The organism is Micromonospora sp. CA-111912 (assembly GCF_050948415.1).
Taxonomy (GTDB): Bacteria; Actinomycetota; Actinomycetes; order Mycobacteriales; family Micromonosporaceae; genus Micromonospora.
The window spans coordinates 6,244,680-6,259,817 of record NZ_CP192007.1 but is presented as its reverse complement, the minus strand read 5'-3'; the positions used below and the strand labels follow the sequence as shown (position 1 = coordinate 6,259,817).

General features: G+C 73.7%; 16 protein-coding genes and 2 pseudogenes. 8 read left to right on the top strand and 10 right to left on the bottom strand.

What is annotated here, in order from left to right:
* Positions 1 to 92: 92 nt before the first annotated feature.
* The 5 genes and pseudogenes from ACQPZO_RS26335 to ACQPZO_RS26315 form a co-directional block, all read right to left on the bottom strand.
* Complete coding sequence (locus tag ACQPZO_RS26335; protein WP_433351272.1) at positions 93 to 1,925, bottom strand: ABC transporter ATP-binding protein; 1,833 nt, start codon at positions 1,923 to 1,925, stop codon at positions 93 to 95.
* Between the two features lie 149 nt (positions 1,926 to 2,074).
* Positions 2,075 to 3,955: an ABC transporter ATP-binding protein gene (locus ACQPZO_RS26330; RefSeq protein ID WP_433344617.1), complete on the bottom strand. Its 1,881-nt coding sequence runs from the start codon at positions 3,953 to 3,955 to the stop codon at positions 2,075 to 2,077.
* 116 nt (positions 3,956 to 4,071) lie between these two features.
* Positions 4,072 to 4,584 (bottom strand): methylated-DNA--[protein]-cysteine S-methyltransferase, encoded by a 513-nt coding sequence (locus ACQPZO_RS26325; protein ID WP_433344616.1) that lies wholly within the window; start codon positions 4,582 to 4,584, stop codon positions 4,072 to 4,074.
* Positions 4,581 to 4,949, bottom strand: a pseudogene (locus tag ACQPZO_RS26320) (DNA-3-methyladenine glycosylase family protein); the annotation flags it as partial. The gene ACQPZO_RS26325 and the pseudogene ACQPZO_RS26320, both read right to left, overlap by 4 nt.
* 113 nt (positions 4,950 to 5,062) lie before the next feature.
* A pseudogene (locus tag ACQPZO_RS26315) lies at positions 5,063 to 6,092 on the bottom strand (bifunctional transcriptional activator/DNA repair enzyme AdaA); the annotation flags it as partial.
* 222 nt (positions 6,093 to 6,314) lie between these two features.
* Here ACQPZO_RS26315 and ACQPZO_RS26310 point away from each other — a divergent pair.
* The 4 genes from ACQPZO_RS26310 (at position 6,315) to ACQPZO_RS26295 (ending at position 9,128) form a co-directional block, all read left to right on the top strand.
* Positions 6,315 to 6,767, top strand: a complete 453-nt coding sequence (locus ACQPZO_RS26310) for a hypothetical protein (RefSeq protein ID WP_433344615.1) — start codon at positions 6,315 to 6,317, stop codon at positions 6,765 to 6,767.
* Positions 6,768 to 6,848: 81 nt separating this feature from the next.
* Positions 6,849 to 7,583: a Type 1 glutamine amidotransferase-like domain-containing protein gene (locus ACQPZO_RS26305; RefSeq protein WP_433351270.1), complete on the top strand. Its 735-nt coding sequence runs from the start codon at positions 6,849 to 6,851 to the stop codon at positions 7,581 to 7,583.
* 39 nt (positions 7,584 to 7,622) lie between these two features.
* Positions 7,623 to 8,708 carry a redox-regulated ATPase YchF gene (gene ychF, locus ACQPZO_RS26300; RefSeq protein ID WP_433344614.1) on the top strand — a complete coding sequence of 362 codons (1,086 nt, stop codon included), beginning with the start codon at positions 7,623 to 7,625 and terminating at the stop codon, positions 8,706 to 8,708.
* Between the two features lie 66 nt (positions 8,709 to 8,774).
* Positions 8,775 to 9,128 (top strand): hypothetical protein, encoded by a 354-nt coding sequence (locus ACQPZO_RS26295; protein WP_433344613.1) that lies wholly within the window; start codon positions 8,775 to 8,777, stop codon positions 9,126 to 9,128.
* 349 nt (positions 9,129 to 9,477) lie between these two features.
* Here ACQPZO_RS26295 and ACQPZO_RS26290 read toward each other — a convergent pair whose 3' ends face one another.
* Positions 9,478 to 9,807, bottom strand: a complete 330-nt coding sequence (locus tag ACQPZO_RS26290) for a hypothetical protein (RefSeq protein ID WP_433344612.1) — start codon at positions 9,805 to 9,807, stop codon at positions 9,478 to 9,480.
* Positions 9,808 to 9,938: 131 nt separating this feature from the next.
* Complete coding sequence (locus ACQPZO_RS26285; protein ID WP_433344611.1) at positions 9,939 to 10,370, bottom strand: DUF6234 family protein; 432 nt, start codon at positions 10,368 to 10,370, stop codon at positions 9,939 to 9,941.
* A gap of 171 nt (positions 10,371 to 10,541) precedes the next feature.
* On the opposite strand from ACQPZO_RS26285, the gene ACQPZO_RS26280 reads away from it, so the two are divergent.
* Complete coding sequence (locus tag ACQPZO_RS26280; protein ID WP_405104737.1) at positions 10,542 to 11,168, top strand: histidine phosphatase family protein; 627 nt, start codon at positions 10,542 to 10,544, stop codon at positions 11,166 to 11,168.
* A gap of 191 nt (positions 11,169 to 11,359) precedes the next feature.
* Positions 11,360 to 12,346, top strand: a complete 987-nt coding sequence (locus tag ACQPZO_RS26275) for an alpha/beta hydrolase (protein WP_433344610.1) — start codon at positions 11,360 to 11,362, stop codon at positions 12,344 to 12,346.
* A 273-nt stretch (positions 12,347 to 12,619) separates the two neighbouring features.
* Here the strand turns inward: ACQPZO_RS26275 and ACQPZO_RS26270 are convergent, their stop codons facing one another.
* Both ACQPZO_RS26270 and ACQPZO_RS26265 read right to left on the bottom strand, forming a co-directional pair.
* Complete coding sequence (locus ACQPZO_RS26270; protein ID WP_433344609.1) at positions 12,620 to 13,339, bottom strand: SanA/YdcF family protein; 720 nt, start codon at positions 13,337 to 13,339, stop codon at positions 12,620 to 12,622.
* A 251-nt stretch (positions 13,340 to 13,590) separates the two neighbouring features.
* Positions 13,591 to 14,004: a GntR family transcriptional regulator gene (locus tag ACQPZO_RS26265; RefSeq protein WP_433344608.1), complete on the bottom strand. Its 414-nt coding sequence runs from the start codon at positions 14,002 to 14,004 to the stop codon at positions 13,591 to 13,593.
* 269 nt (positions 14,005 to 14,273) lie between these two features.
* Here ACQPZO_RS26265 and ACQPZO_RS26260 point away from each other — a divergent pair, with 269 nt between their 5' ends.
* Both ACQPZO_RS26260 and ACQPZO_RS26255 read left to right on the top strand, forming a co-directional pair.
* Positions 14,274 to 14,504, top strand: a complete 231-nt coding sequence (locus ACQPZO_RS26260) for a DivIVA domain-containing protein (protein WP_433344607.1) — start codon at positions 14,274 to 14,276, stop codon at positions 14,502 to 14,504.
* Positions 14,504 to 14,761 (top strand): hypothetical protein, encoded by a 258-nt coding sequence (locus tag ACQPZO_RS26255; RefSeq protein WP_433344606.1) that lies wholly within the window; start codon positions 14,504 to 14,506, stop codon positions 14,759 to 14,761. Before ACQPZO_RS26260 ends, ACQPZO_RS26255 begins: the two co-directional genes overlap by 1 nt.
* A 90-nt stretch (positions 14,762 to 14,851) precedes the next feature.
* Here the strand turns inward: ACQPZO_RS26255 and ACQPZO_RS26250 are convergent, their stop codons facing one another.
* On the bottom strand, positions 14,852 to 15,061 hold the full coding sequence (locus ACQPZO_RS26250; RefSeq protein WP_433344605.1) for a hypothetical protein: 210 nt from the start codon (positions 15,059 to 15,061) through the stop codon (positions 14,852 to 14,854).
* Between the last annotated feature and the right edge of the window lie 77 nt (positions 15,062 to 15,138).

Below are 15,138 nucleotides of genomic sequence, written 5' to 3'. Positions count from 1 at the left end.
AGCCGGGAAGCCACCGCGATCCGTCGGCGTTCGGGGTGTACGCGGGTCCCGTCGCACAGACCACCCAGCCGGTGCGGTGCCGAGTCGTGCCATCAGACCAGGGAGTCACGCCACTGCCGGTGCAGCGCCGCGTACCGGCCGTCGGTGCCGGCCAGTCGGTCCGGTGGGCCGTCCTCCACGATCCGGCCGCCGTCGAGGACCAGCACCCGGTCGGCGGTCTCCACGGTGGACAGCCGGTGCGCGATCACCAGCGCCGTCCGGTCCCGCAGCACGGTGGCGAGCGCCTGCTGCACCATCCGCTCCGTGGGCACGTCGAGCGATGACGTCGCCTCGTCCAGGACCAGCACCCGGGGGTCGGCGAGGAACGCCCGGGCGAACGCCACGAGCTGGCGTTGCCCGGCCGAGAGCCGGCCGCCGCGCCGGCGCACCTGAGTGTCGTACCCGTCGGGCAGGGCGGCGATGAAGTCGTGCGCGCCGATCGCCCGGGCCGCGGCCCGCACCGCCTCGTCGTCCGCGCCCGGCCGGCCGAACCGGATGTTCTCCGCCACCGAGCCGCTGAACAGGTGGTTCTCCTGGGTGACCAGCACGACCGCCCGGCGCAGCTCGGCGTCGGCCAGGTCCCGCAGGTCGACCCCGTCCAGGTGGACCGTGCCGGCGTCCGGGTCGTGGAAGCGGGCCAACAGCTTGGCGACCGTCGACTTGCCCGCGCCCGTCGGGCCGACCAGCGCGATGGTCTGTCCGGCCGGCACCGCCAGGTCCAGGCCGGTCAGGATCGGCGCGTCGGCCCGGTACCCGAACGAGACCGACCGGAGCTCCACCGCCCCCCGCCCCGGGCCGTCGGGCAACGGCGTCGGGCGGGCCGGCTCGGCCACCGCCGGCCGCTCGTCGAGTACCCCGGCCAGCTTCTCCAGCGCCGCCGTCGCCGACTGGAGCGAGTTGTAGAACTGGCTCAGCTCCTGCATCGGCTCGAAGAACCGGCGCAGGTACAGCAGGAACGCGGCGAGCACCCCCACCTCCATCCCGCCGCCGAGCACCCGGGTCCCGCCGTAGCCGAGCACCACCGCCACGGTCACGTTGCCGATGATCTTGATCCCCGGCGAGTACGTGGCGATCAGCCGGAACGCGTGCAGGCTGGTCCGCCGGTAGTCGTCGTTGACGGCGGCGAAGATCCGCTGGTTGCGCGGCTCCCGCCGGTACGCCTGCACCGCGCGGATGCCGCCCAGCGACTCCACGAAGTGGACGATCAGCAGCGCCACCGCCTCCCGGGTCCGCCGGTACGCCCCGGCCGACGCGCGGGCGAACCAGCGGGACAGCCAGAACAGGAACGGGAACGCCAGCAGGGTCACCGCGGCCAGCGGCGGGTCCAGCCAGAGCAGGATGCCGGCCACGGAGAGGATGGACAGGGCGGCGAGGAGGAGGCTGTCCACGCCGCCGTTGACCAGTTCGGCGATGGAGTCCAGGTCGCTGGTGAGCCGGGAGATCATCCGGCCCGAGGTGTAGCGCTCGTGGAAGCCGACGGACAGCCGCAGGAAGTGGCCGTACACCCGCTGCCGCAGCTCCAGCAGGACGGCCTGGCCGATCCGGGTGGAGAGGGCGAGGAAGCCGCGCCGGGCCGCGTACTCGGTCAGCGCGGCGGCGGCGAAGGCCCCCGCGATCGCGACGAGTGGCCCGCTGTTTCCGGACCGCAGCGGAACGATCGCCCGGTCGATGCCGAGCATCACCAGGTACGGCCCGGACATGGCGGCGGCGTTCTGCGCCAGCAGCAGCCCGACGGACGCCCCGAGCCGGCGTCGGTGCGGGCGCAGCAGGTCCCGCAGCAGCGCCCGGCTGCGGACGCGCAGCCGGGCGAGCGCCTCGGGCGTGGCCTCCTCCGCCCGGCTGCGGTCGGCCTCCGGGTCGGTGGCCCGCCCCCGCCACCGGTCCAGGTCCGCCGCGCCCCGCGCCGGCCGGTCCGGCGCGCCCCGTGCCTGCCGGCCCGCTGCGCCCCGGCCGCGCCGGCCGGTTGCGCCCGGCGGGCTGCCCGGCCCGTCGGCGGGCTCGTCCTCGGGATGGCGGACCGTGGGGTCGACGGCGGTCACGACAGCACCAGCCCCCGCTCGTCCGGTCCGGCCGCCGGCCCGGCCGGGCCCGCAGCCGACACCGCCGGGCCGGTCGGGACGGTCGCGGCCCCGGAGGGAGTGGTCGGGGCGGCGGAGAGGACCGCCCGGTACGCCGGCACCTCGGCCAGCAGCCGCGAGTGGGTGCCGATCGCCGTGATCCGGCCCCGTTCCAGCAGCGCGACCCGGTCGGCCAGCGCCACGGTCGACGGCCGGTGCACCACGAGCAGCGCGGTGGTGTTCCGCAGCACCCGCCGCAGCGCCGTCTCCACCAGTGCCTCGGTGTGCACGTCGAGGGCGGACAGCGGGTCGTCGAGCACCAGCAGCGCGGGCCGGCCGAGCACCGCCCGGGCCAGCGCCAGCCGCTGCCGCTGCCCGCCGGAGAGGGTGAGCCCCTGCTCGCCGACCCGGGTGGCCAACCCCCACGGCAACTCGTGCACGAAGTCGGCCTGGGCCAGCGCGAGCGCCGCCCGGACGTCGTCCTCGTCGGCGTCCGGGCGGCCCAGGGTGAGGTTCTCCCACACCGACATCGAGAACAGCGTCGGCTCCTCGAAGGCCACCCCGACGAGCCGGCGCAGCGAGGCCAGCCGCAGCTCGCGCAGGTCGTGGCCGTCCAGGGTGATCCGCCCGCCGGTCACCTCGTGCAGCCGGGGGACCAGGGAGAGCAGGGTGCTCTTGCCGGTGCCGGTCGCGCCGACCAGGGCCAGGGTCTCGCCCGGCTCGACGGTCAGGTCGATCTCCCGCAGCACCGGCGCGGGGGTGCCCGGGTAGCGGAACGACACCCGGTCGAAGACCAGCCGGCCGTGCACCGCAGGCCGGGCCAGGGCGACCGCGTCCGGCGCGTCCACGATGGACGGGCGGGTGTCCAGCACCTCCTGGATGCGGTCGGCGGCGGTCGCCGCCTCCTGGCCGTTGGCGATGATCCAGCCGAGCGACTGCACCGGCCAGATCAGCATCAGTTGCAGGCTGACGAAGGCGACCAGCTCGCCGATGGTGAGCGCGCCCCGGGCGGCGGCCATCGCGCCGGCGACCAGTACCACGCCGAGGGTCAGGTTCGGCACCAGGTCGAACAGCGCGGAGGTACGGGCCAGCAGCCGCCCCTTGGCGACCCCGGTGTCGTGCAACGCCCGCGCGCCGGCCGCGAACCGGCTGGCCAGCTCGGGCCCCCGGCCGTACGCCTTCATGGTGCGTAGCCCCTGCGCGGTCTCCTCGACCAGCGTTGCCACGTCGCCCTGCTGGTCCTGCATCCGGCGCGACGTGTCGTGGTAGTACCGCCCGAACCGGCGGCTGATCAGGAACAGCGGTACGGCGCTGGCCGCGACCAGCGCCCCCAGCGCGGGATGCAGCCGGATCAGCAGCACCACCACGGCGGCGTACGTCACCAGGTTGAGCACCAGGAACAGCAGGCCGAAGGAGAGGAACCGGCGGATCACCGACAGGTCGCTGGTGACCCGCGAGAGCAACTGCCCGGTCTGCCACCGGTCGTGGAAGCCGGGCGGCAGTCGTTGCAGGTGGGCGTAGACGTCGGCGCGGATCGCCGCCTCCATGCCCACCGACGACGAGGACTGCGTCCACCGGCGGATGAAGATCAGCAGCGCCTCGGCCAGGCCGAGCAGCAGGGCCAGGCCGCCGAGCCGGACCAGGCCGGCCGGGTCGTGCCGGGCGATCGGGCCGTCGACCACCCGCTGCACCACGAGCGGCACGGCGAGGCTCGCGCCGGTGCCGGCCAGCGCCGCCGCCAGCAACCAGCAGAACTGGACGGCGTACGGGCGCAGGTAGGGGCGTAACCGCCAGAGGTTGCGCAGCGGGCGAGCGCGGTCGGCCGGTTGGGCCGGGTCGCCGTCGCTCTCGGCAGGCACTTCCCGACGGTAGCGTCAAATGGGACTGTCGCCGCTGTCAACTTTCAGCACGTCCTTCGGCACGTCTGAACCCTGCCCGCCCCCGGCCCCGGCCGGTTCGGTCGTGCCCGGCGCGCTCAGCGCCCGGCGGGTGCCTCGTGGGCGAGCAGCCACCGCTTCACGTCCAGCCCCCAGCGGTAGCCGCCGAGGCCGCCGTCGGTGCGCAGCACCCGGTGACACGGGACGAACAGGGCGGCGGCGTTGCGCGCGCAGGCAGCCGCCGCGGCACGGACCGCCGCCGGCCGGCCGGCCAGCCCGGCGTACCCGGTGTAGGTGACCGGCCGGCCGGGACCGACCTCGCGCAGCACCTGCCACGCGTGCGCCATGAACGCGCCGCCGGTGTGCTGCTCCACCGGCACCGTGTCGATCGCGGTCAGCTCCCCGTCCAGGTACGCGGCGACCGCCGCGGTGACCGGGCCGAGCTCCGTCCGCCGCCGGACCGGCCCCCGCAGGCCGGAGTGCACCAGCGGCAGCAGCGTCTCCGGTTCGGGGGTGAAACCGGCGGCCCGGACCGCGCCGTCGGGACCGGTCAGGATGCTCAGCGGGCCGGCGGGGGTGTTCGTGACCGTGCCGTCGAGGGTGACGTTCATGCTGCTCTCCAGAGTCTGATCACCGCGTACGAGCGCCAGGGGCGCCAGCGTTCCGCGTACGCGTCGAGGGTCAACGGGGCGTCGGGGAGGCCGAGCGCGGCGGCACCGCGCCGCACGGCCAGGTCGGTGTGGAGCGCAACGTCGGGGTCACCGAGGGCGCGCATGGCCACGTAGCCGGCCGTCCACGCGCCGATCCCGGGGACGGCGAGCAGCCGCCGAACGGTCTCCTCTCGGTCCCCGCCGGGGTCGAGGTCCAACTCCCCGTCGACGACGGCCCGCGCCGCCGCCCGGATCGTCTCCCGCCGCCCCACCGGCATCCGGAATCCGCCGTCGGCGATCCCCAACACCTCCTCCGCCGTAGGAAACCCCCGCCCCCACCCCACCCAACCGGTCCCCCCACGTTGATCAAGAAGTTCGTGTCCTGGCGGAGCGGGTTCGGCGACGCAGCCCTCTTGATCAACCGACCTGGGGGCCGGGGTGAGGGGGAGGAGGTGGGTGAGGGTGGTTCGGGCCGAGGTGACCGAGACCTGTTGGCCGACGATCGCGCGGACGAGCATCTCGAAGCCGTCGACGGCACGCGGGACGCGGATCCCGGGCTCCGCCGCCACCAGCGGGGCGAGGGCGGGGTCGGCGGCGAGTGTGCCGTCGACGGCGGCCGGGTCGGCGTCGAGGTCGAGCAGCCGGCGGCAGCGGGCCACCGCCGGGGCCAGGTCGCGCATGTCGGCCAGCCGCAGCGTGGCCGCCACGTGCCCGGCCCCCGGGGTCAGGGCCACCTCCGCGCCGCCGTGCGGCAGCCGCAACCCCCGGCGGTACGTCCCGTCGCGCACCTCCTCCACCCCGGGCAGGGCCCGCAGCGCGAGGAAGTCCAGCAGCGCCGCCGCGTGCAACGGCGGCCGGTACGCCAACCGCAGCGCGATCGTGCCCGGCCCCCCGGCCACCGGTGCCCGCCCCCGGGCGTCGCGCAGCTCCGACGGGGCGGCGGCATAGACCTCGCGGACCGTGTCGTTGAACTGCCGGACGCTGCCGAACCCGGCCGCGAACGCGACCTCGGCCATCCCGAGCCCGGTCGTCTCGATCAGGATCCGGGCGGTCTGCGCGCGCTGTGCCCGGGCGAGCGCCAGGGGCCCGGCGCCCAGCTCGGCACGCAGCATCCGGTGCAGGTGACGTTCGGTGTAGCCGAGCCGGGCGGCCAGCCCCGGCACGCCGTCCCGGTCGACCACCCCGTCGGCGATCAGCCGCATGGCCCGCCCCACCACGTCCGCCCGGACGTCCCACTGGGGCGAGCCCGGGGCGGCGTCCGGGTGGCAGCGGCGGCAGGCCCGCAGCCCGGCTCCCTGCGCGGCGGCGGCCGACGGGAAGAACCGGACGTTGCGCCGCATGGGCGTCATTGCCGGGCAGGACGGCCGGCAGTAGATCCCGGTCGACGTCACGCCCGTGTAGAACCAGCCGTCGAATCGCTGGTCACGGCTGTCGACCGCCCGGTAGCACCGCTCGAAGTCCAATTCCACGACACCGATACTGCCCCGCCGCCCGGCCCTCCGGCTCGCGGAAATCGGACCTGGCCGTGGGGGGTGGGCAGGGGGCCTCGCGGCATCGCTCCACCTCAGCCGGCCCGTCCGACCGGGAACGGATATCCGGGCCGAAAGTGTCGGTAGGTGCCGGTACGGTCTCCGCCACCAACTCAAGAAGGGTGCGGCGATGGCGAGCGTGGCCGGGCGAGGTGTCCGCTGATGCGGTCGGGGCGGGCGCGGCTCGACCGCACGGTGGTTCAGGGCTTCTACGACCGGATGCGGGCGGTCGCCCCGGCGGCGTATGGCGCGATCGAGCGGGATCGGGCCGGTGACCCGGGGCGGGCGTTCCGGGACACGGCCTGCGGCCGGCTCGCCGCGTCGCTCGACGCCGCGGGCCTGCGTGCCCTTGGCATGTGGGCGCACCACTGGTGCATGCGCTTCTACGACGACGACACGCGGGTGGGGCTGCGCCTGGTCCGGGAGATCGCCGGCCGCTCCGGGCTGGGCTGGACGGTCGACGAGGTGCGTTGGATGCTCGGCGAGTCAGCGGCGGCCGGCCCGTCCGCGGCGTACCGGTTCACGCTGCCGGCCGCGGCGGCCCGCGAGCTGCCGCCGGCGGCCTGCGGTGAGCGGGCCGGCGAGCGGCGCTGGGTGTCGCGATCGGGAGCGTAGCTGAGGGCTGAGCGCTGAGGGAACCGCGTCGGTGCGAGGTGGGGCACAATGCCGGGACAGGACCCCGAGGAGAGGACCGCCGTGCCCGCCAGCGAGCCGACCATCATCGCCACCAGCATGGGCTTCTTCAGCCGCCGTCGCGGCCCGAACGACCTGCGCCCCGGGCCGGTCTTCGCGCTGGCCGCCGAGCTGGCCCAGGCCGGCCCCGAGCCGCGGCTGTGCTATCTCGGCCAGGCCGTCGGCGACCGGGACGCCTCGATCGCCGCCGTCCACGCGGCGTTCGCCGGCACCCGGTTCCGGGCGTCGCACCTGGCGTTGTTCCCCATGCCGAACGTCGACGACGTCCGGGCCCACCTGCTCGCCCAGGACGTGATCTGGGTCGGCGGCGGCAGCGTGGTCAACCTGTGCGCGGTGTGGCGGGTGCACGGCCTCGACGAGATCCTGCACGAGTGCTGGCAGGCCGGGGTGGTGCTGGCCGGGGTCTCCGCCGGCTCGATCTGCTGGCACCTCGGCGGTGCCACCGACAGCTTCGGCCCCCGGCTGCGCGGCTTCACCGACGGCCTGGGCTGGCTGCCGTACGGCAACGGGGTGCACTACGACAGCGAGGACCAGCGGCGACCGCTGATGCACGGGCTGGTCGCCGACGGCACGCTCCCGACCAGCCACTGCACCGACGACGGGGTCGGGCTGGTCTACCGGGGCACCCGGCTGGTCGAGGCGGTCGCCGACCGCGAGGGCGTCGCGGCGTACGAGGTCGCCCGGTCCGGGGACGGCGGGGTCCGGGAGACCCGGATCGAGCCGCGTCTGCTGAGCTGACCGCAGACGGCCGGTGCCGGCCGCGTAGACTGGCCGCCCGTGAGCCTCACCATCGGGATCGTCGGCCTGCCCAACGTCGGCAAGAGCACCCTGTTCAACGCGCTGACCAAGAACGACGTGCTCGCGGCGAACTATCCGTTCGCCACGATCGAGCCCAACGTCGGCGTCGTCGGGCTGCCGGACGAGCGGCTGAACAAGCTGGCCGAGATCTTCTCCTCGCAGAAGGTGCTGCCGGCGCCGGTGTCGTTCGTCGACATCGCCGGCCTGGTCCGGGGCGCCTCGAAGGGGCAGGGCCGGGGCAACGCGTTCCTGGCGAACATCCGCGACGCGTCCGCGATCTGCCAGGTGGTGCGGGCCTTCTCCGACCCGAACGTGGTGCACGTCGACGGCAAGGTCTCCCCGGCCGACGACATCGAGACGATCAACACCGAGCTGATCCTGGCCGACCTCCAGACCCTGGAGAAGGCGCTGCCCCGGCTGGAGAAGGAGGCCAAGCTCCGCAAGGACCGGGCCGCCGCCGTGGCCGCGGCGCAGCAGGCGGTCCAGGTCCTCGACGGCGGCACCACGCTGTACGCGGGCGCCGCCGCCGCCAAGATCGAGCTGGAGCACCTCCGCGAGCTGCACCTGCTCACCACCAAGCCCTTCCTGTACGTCTTCAACGTCGACGAGGCCGAGCTGGCCAACGCCGAGTTCCTCGACGAGCTGCGTGCGCTGGTCGCCCCGGCCGAGGCCATCTTCATGGATGCCAAGATCGAGTCCGAGCTGGTGGACCTGCCCGAGGAGGAGGCCCGCGAGCTGCTGGAGTCGATCGGTCAGGCCGAGCCCGGCCTCAACCAGCTCGTCCGCATCGGCTTCCGCACGCTCGGGCTCCAGACGTACCTGACGGCGGGGCCCAAGGAGGCGCGGGCCTGGACCGTCCCGGTCGGCGCGACCGCCCCGGAGGCCGCGGGGGCCATCCACTCCGACTTCCAGCGCGGTTTCATCAAGGCCGAGGTGGTCTCCTACGGCGACCTGGTCGCGGCCGGATCGATGGCGGCGGCGAAGGCGGCCGGCAAGGTCCGCATCGAGGGCAAGGAGTACGTCATGCAGGACGGCGACGTCGTCGAATTCAGGTTTAATGTCTAGTTCCGGTTCAACGTCTGCCTGATCCAATTCGCTTTCGTGACGAAGCCCGGCGGGTCACCATTCCGTGTGGGATCCGAACAGCAGCCTGACGATCGAGCCCGATACCAGCGCGACCGTGACTGGATCGGATATGCGTTGCATGAACTTCCGGCCGGGGTGCTGTGGGGTCCGCATGGCGCGACCGCAGAGCAGTGCGCGGAACTGCTGGACGGTCTGGACGAGTTCGCAAGGGTCTGCGACCGTCTCGGATTGAGCGATCACGCGGAGTTCATCGAGGCCTGCCGGTGGCACTTCGAGCACTACTCTCACTACCTGAGTCGGCGCCGCCACTTCGCGGACTACGGCACCTACGTCCGTGACCGGCACGGACCGATGAGCATCTCGCCACCGCCAACTCCGGACTGGCCGTGCAGCCGCTAGTCATGCGCCGTGACGTTGCATGGTTACCCAACCGGGTGGAGTTCCGCTTCAACATCTGAATCCAAGCCGTTCGCGCAGCTCAGGAGGTCGCGCCCTCGCCCGGGGCGCATCGGGGGCACAACCCTACGCCTCGTCGACCGCCGGCGGGTGCGCTCCTCCGAGTCCGGCATCAGGTGCCCGTACAAATTGAGGGTGCTCGCCCGTCCATGCTCGCTCTACCGGTCACTGGTGCCTGTCTCGCCCCGCAACAGCACCAAGATGATCGATAACACGAGCAGCGCACCGGACGAGGAGCGACCAGGCCGGCCCTGGGGGCGCTCACCCTGCCGTGGGCAACGCCCGCACCGAGTTACGAGACATCGCTCAGGTAGCGGCGAGCAAGCCGTCTGATGATGGCCTCGCCGGCGGCGGCGGGCAGGTAGCTGGCTTCTTGATGTGACTCGCTGTCTTCCCACTCGGGGATGTCTGCTGGGTCGTCGCCTCCGATGCTCAACGACACGTCACTATGCCGGGCGCGGAAGTAGAACCGGTCGCCGTTCAGCAGAGACCCTTCTATCTGAACTGGAGCTGCCGAACACGTCACCTGTGCCTCCCAGCCCTCGGTCCGCAGGGTGGCGGCGAGCTGGAGCCAGGACGCTACGTGCTGCTGGTGCCACCGCCGCCGTTGAGCTTCATCCATGAGGTCATGGTCCTGGACACCGACCTGCGCCTCGCGCCCGCACTCGGGCCGGGCTCCGGGCCGGCTGGCGTCCCTACCGGTGAGCGTGGGGGCCTTCGGGGCCGGCCGGTGGCGAGGTGGCCGGCGGCGATTCAGCCGCCCGGGCAACGGCTGTCGCCCCCGCTGTGTTCGCGGCATCCGGACACCGGTGCCGGCGGTGGGGGCGGCGGGTCCAGGTCGCGGTAGACGTACGCGGCCAGCGTCAGCGCCGGGACGCCGCCGACGACGGCCAGCACCAGGAAGACGATCGCGGTGCGGGCCAGCCGCATCCTGTACGCCACTGCGGCGATCACCGCCGGCCCGGCCGCCGCCAGGAGGAGCGTGGCCAACACCACCTGGGACACCTGGCGGCCCAGGTACTCCGTCTCGCTGCTCGAGACGGAGTACGAGGCGGCCCAGTGTTCCATGCCGATGGCGAACCACCGGCAGACGAGCGCGAGCAGGCCCCCGACCCAGAGCAGCGTCAGGAGCCCGACGACGGGACCGCCGTGCCGCGCGGTCGGGGCGGAGGTGGAGGACGCCATGGTGCCCAGCCTGCACCGGAGCGTCCCCAAGGGCATGAGTCGGCGTACTCAGCGGACGAGCCCGGGCTTCGGCGTCGTCGGGGCCGCCGGCCCGGTCCGCTTCGATGTCCGACTCCGACCGATACGCATTCGTTGATCGACAGGTCAGCGAACGCGCTGCATGATGACCTGATGCGAACTCGGCTGCTCTTCGTCCGACACGGTGAGTCGGTACACCAGGTCGAGGGGGTGGTGGGCGGCCCGCACGGCTGCCGGGGACTGACCGAGGTGGGCCACCAGCAGGCGCGCAGGCTGGCCGGGCGGCTCGCCGACGAACTCGCGGTCTCCGGCCCCGTGGCCGTCTACTCCTCCGTGCTGCGCCGGGCGGTCGAGACCGCCTGGCCCATCGCCTCGGCGCTGGGCGTCAGCCCGGTGGCGGACTGCGGGCTGTGCGCCTGGCACACGCCGCCGTACGCCGACGGGCTGTCGACGACCCGATTCCAGACCGACCACGCGACGGCAGGCGGTGGGGTGTTTCGGCCGTTCGAGGAGGGCAACGAGACCTGGGCGGAGCTGACCGTGAGGGTCAGCCGCGCGATCATGGACATCGCGCACCGGCACCGGGGCGGCACGGTCGTGCTGGTCGGGCACACCGAGACGGTCGAGGGCTCCTTCCACGCCCTCGCCGCCCAGCCGATGTTCAGGGCGTTCGACGTGGCGGTGGCCCCGGCCTCGACCACTGAGTGGACCACCGACGACGACCCCACCGGCTGGCCGCCGGCCCGGTGGACCCTGCGCCGCTTCAGCGACGTCTCCTGACGCCTGAGCCCACCCACCCACCCGCCGAGTCGCGATGTTGGACAGTTGTCGTCGCGTGACGACGGTAACCGTCCAAGGTCTCCGGCAGAGGCGGCGGGAGGCGGCGGGAGCGGCCGGGGCGGCGGGAGGTGGCGGGGCGGCGGGGGCGGCCGGGGGCGGCGGAGGGCGGCGGGGCGTGGTTGGGTGTCGGCGTGGAGCTTGAGTTCGACGGTGGCGGGGTGCGGTTGGCGGGCACGCTGGACCTGCCGGCCGGCCCGGTCCGGGGCGGGATCGTGGTCCTGCACGCCGCCGAGGCCGGGTACCGGTCGTACTTCTGCTACGAGCACCTGGCCCGGGTGCTGCCCGGCGCGGGGATCGCGGTGCTGCGCTTCGACCGTCGGCCCCGGGTGGATAACCACGACGTACCCCTGGCAGACCAGGCCGCCGACGCGGCAGCGGCCATCGGTGTCCTGCGTCGGCAGGTCGGCGACGTGCCGGTCGGGCTGTGGGGGCTGAGCCAGGGCGCGTGGTCGGCGCCGCTGACCGCCGCGCTCCGTCCGGACCTGGTCGCCTTCCTGGTGCTGGTCTCCTCCAGCGGGGTGAGCCCCGCCGCCCAGATGCGCTACGGCACCGCCGAGCAGCTCCGCCTGCACGGCTACGGCGACGTCGACCTGACCGAGCTGGGCCGGGTGCGGGCCACGATGGAGGCGTACCTGCGGGGCGACCTCGACCGCGCGACCGCGCAGGCGGCCATCGACCGGGCCGCCGAGCGTCCCTGGTTCCCGCTGGTCTACCTGCCGCGCGAGCTACCCGACGAGCCGGGCACCTGGCGGGACATGGACTTCGACCCGGTTCCGTTGTTCGCCCGGGTGACCTGCCCGGTGCTGCTCTTCTACGGTACGACTGACGCGTGGGTCCCGATCGACGCCAGCGTCGCCGCCTGGCGGCGGGCCACCGCCGGAGCCGCCACCCCGCCCACCGTCTGCCGGCTCGACGGCTGCGACCACTATCCCACCCTCGGCGAGGGCGAGGACCTCGACAGCATCAGCCCGCAGTACGCCGCCACGATGCTGAGCTGGCTCGACGCCCTGCTGTCCGCCGCGGTTGGGGCGGGTGTCGAAAGCTCTGGAGACGCAGGGCCATGTCTCCAGCGGAATGCAAACTCGATCACCATCAACCGAAACCGACCGCTGCCCTGACGATGAGCGGAGATCTATCAGTTCCGGACCACTCCGGGGCTGGGCGGCCTCCCGGGGAACCGCCGGCGATCGGCGAGGCGTGCAAGATCGTGCTCGATCCCGGAAAGCGTGGTCTCCTACCCGTAACGGGGCCACGCTTTCCCTGATCGAGCACGATCTTGTTCCGGGTCCAGCGCGATCCAGCGCGATCGTGTGCGCTCGTACGGACCCAGACCACGCCGACAGCGCCGAGCCGAGGTGGGCCGACTTCGACACAGGCTCCAGCGGCTGGGGTCACGCGCGGCGCAGCGCGTCCTCGACGCCGGTCTCCCGGCTGCCGAGGTGGGCCGGGTCGCGGCCCGACAGCAGGTCCACGGCGGCCTTCACGCAGGCGCCGTACTCGCGGGTGGAGCTGATCCGCCACGTCCGGTCGTACTCGCGGGCGGTCTCGTCGCCCACGCCGCTGGCGTCGACGCCCAGCTGCCGGCACACCGCCACGGCGCGGGGCAGGTGGAAGGCCTGGGTCACCACCGTCGCCCGATCCACCCCGAAGATCCGCTTCGCGCGGGCACACGAGTCGTACGTGTCGAAGCCGGCGTAGTCCAGCACCACCCGCTCCGCCGGCACGCCGTGGTCGAGCAGCCAGCGCCGCATCGCGGTCGGCTCGTCGTAGTCCGGGTTCATGTTGTCGCCGGAGAGCAGGACGGCGCGCACCTTGCCGGCGGTGAGCAGCCGCCGCGCGATCTCCAGGCGGGCGGTGAGGAACGGCGAGGGGGTCCCGTCGGGGTGGACCTTGGTGCCCAGCACCAGGGCGACCGGCGCGTCGGGGACGTCCTGCTCGGCGAAGATGTGCCCCTCCGCACCGCCGCGGATCCACTGCACGCTGGCCACGGTGCCACCGGCCAGGAGCGCCGCGAAGACGACGGCCGCGACGACGGCGCGGCGCAGCCAGCGCGTACGCCTGCCGTCGGCCGGGCGCAGCCTTTGGACCAGAGTGGAGAGTCGACCCCGCATTGGGCAAGTATCTCAGGGTCGCCCAACAACTGATCTTGCCTGCCGATCGTGCCCGGCCAGCCGCCGAGCAGGCCGCCCGGGTCGAAGCTGCCGGGCACCGCCCACGCGCCGGGTCGACGCGGAGGACTACCTCAGCCACCGCAACGGCAAGCGGTTGGTCGCCGAGCCGTCCGTGTTCGACCGCTACCGACCTCCGGGCTCCGACGAGGGTGATCGCTGATTCTCCCTGTGGCGGCGGTGCCGCCGGCGGGTCAGGACTGTGGGCGGGTCAGCTCGACCTCGTCGCCTGGCAGGACCTCCACGTCGCCCTCCGGGCCGCGTACCTCAAGGATCGGCACGCCCTCGTCGAGCTTCATGACCCGGCGCTCGTCCACGCTGGGCACCCGCGCGATCACGGAAGCCCCCGGCGGCAGCTCCACCCGCCGCCGCTCCGGTGCCTCCCGGACGACGGTGCCCCTGCCGCGACTGGTGGTGACGAGTCCCTCGGAGCGAAGGACCGAGATCGCCATGCGGACGGCGTCGCGGCCGATGCCGTACTCCTGCGTCAGCCGGGTTTCGCTGCCGACGGCCGAACCCGCCGGCAGGGCACCGGATTCGATCCGCTCCCGCAGCAGGTCGGCGAGCTGCAGGTAGACGGGCGTATGAGAACGCGGATCGATGGTCATGGCATCAGCGTGGTGGCCTCGTGGCCAGGGTGGCTTGTGGCTATGTGGCCATAAGGGCTTGATGCCTTAGGGGCCTCATGCTTATAGTCCCAGTTGCATTCGGTGTCTGGGCGGAAACGCTGAGGTGCACCGGGTTCTACCGAATGAGGCTGGTCCGATGCGGGGAGGGGTGATCGGTGGTGCGCGGTTTCTTCAGGTGGTCCGGCGGGCCCGGGCGGGCGTCGTGGAGGCGCAGGGCTTCGTCCTCCTGCCCGCGCTCCTCGGCATTCGTGTCGCTGCTGCCCTGGCAGGTGCGGACGCAGCGGTTCCGGTCGGCCCGGTTCGGCCGACGTGGCCTGGACCCGGGGGAGGTGCAGGCGTTCCTGGACCGGCTGGCCACCGAGTTGGCCGTGCACTACGACGCGCTGCGGGCGGCCCGGCTGGAGACGGCGCGGCTCGGCTCCGAGTTGCGGCGACTGCGGGCCGAGCAGGCTCGCCGACCCAACGCGGGCCGGCACTGATGGCGGCCCGGGGGCGGTTCGTCATCCACCTGCCCGTCCTCGCCCCGGACCTGGTCGGCGCGGTGCGGCTCGCCCGGGTGGTGGCGCGCTGGGCGGGCGTGCTCTCCTCGGCGGACCCGGGGGAGACCACCGTGTCGGCCGAGGACGAGCAGGGCGTACGGCATCGGGTCTTCTGCGACCTGCGCCTGCCGGGCGGCCGGCGCTGCCTGCTCCGGGCCGACCACGACGGATCCTGCACCCGTCGGCCGAGCCGCTGACCCTCGGCGGACCGGTGCGCCGGCAGCGCGCAGCAGCCAGCCAGCCAGCCAACCAGGCGGGCGGCCGGCGGCGGGTCGGGCCGCGCCCGGTCAGCCCTGGGAGTTCTGCCCCCGCTGCCACACGTCGCCCTGGACGCCGTGCCGCTCGGCCGCGTACCGCTCCTGGGTGCTGGCCGCCTCGCGGGCCGCCGCCGAGTCCTCCGGGGTGGGCTGCCGCCGCCGGTCCCGCCAGGCGACCACGATGAACGCGGCCCCGCCCAGCACCAGGGCCAATCCGAAGATAACCATCACTGTCGTCATGTCCACGACGGTAGGGCCCTCGGGCGAGGGCCGCCGACCCGTGCGCGGCTTGGCGGTGGCCGGGGCGTCGCGCTCGG

Bases quoted from the DNA above. Each gene is read 5' to 3' on its own strand.
- ACQPZO_RS26255 (WP_433344606.1), top strand. From the start codon at position 14,504: ATGGCGGCCCGGGGGCGGTTCGTCATCCACCTGCCCGTCCTCGCCCCG.
- ACQPZO_RS26325 (WP_433344616.1), bottom strand. From the start codon at position 4,584: ATGAACGTCACCCTCGACGGCACGGTCACGAACACCCCCGCCGGCCCG.
- ACQPZO_RS26285 (WP_433344611.1), bottom strand. From the start codon at position 10,370: ATGGCGTCCTCCACCTCCGCCCCGACCGCGCGGCACGGCGGTCCCGTC.
- ACQPZO_RS26310 (WP_433344615.1), top strand. From the start codon at position 6,315: ATGCGGTCGGGGCGGGCGCGGCTCGACCGCACGGTGGTTCAGGGCTTC.
- ACQPZO_RS26290 (WP_433344612.1), bottom strand. From the start codon at position 9,807: ATGGATGAAGCTCAACGGCGGCGGTGGCACCAGCAGCACGTAGCGTCC.
- ACQPZO_RS26280 (WP_405104737.1), top strand. From the start codon at position 10,542: ATGCGAACTCGGCTGCTCTTCGTCCGACACGGTGAGTCGGTACACCAG.
- ACQPZO_RS26265 (WP_433344608.1), bottom strand. From the start codon at position 14,004: ATGACCATCGATCCGCGTTCTCATACGCCCGTCTACCTGCAGCTCGCC.
- ACQPZO_RS26250 (WP_433344605.1), bottom strand. From the start codon at position 15,061: ATGACGACAGTGATGGTTATCTTCGGATTGGCCCTGGTGCTGGGCGGG.
- ACQPZO_RS26270 (WP_433344609.1), bottom strand. From the start codon at position 13,339: ATGCGGGGTCGACTCTCCACTCTGGTCCAAAGGCTGCGCCCGGCCGAC.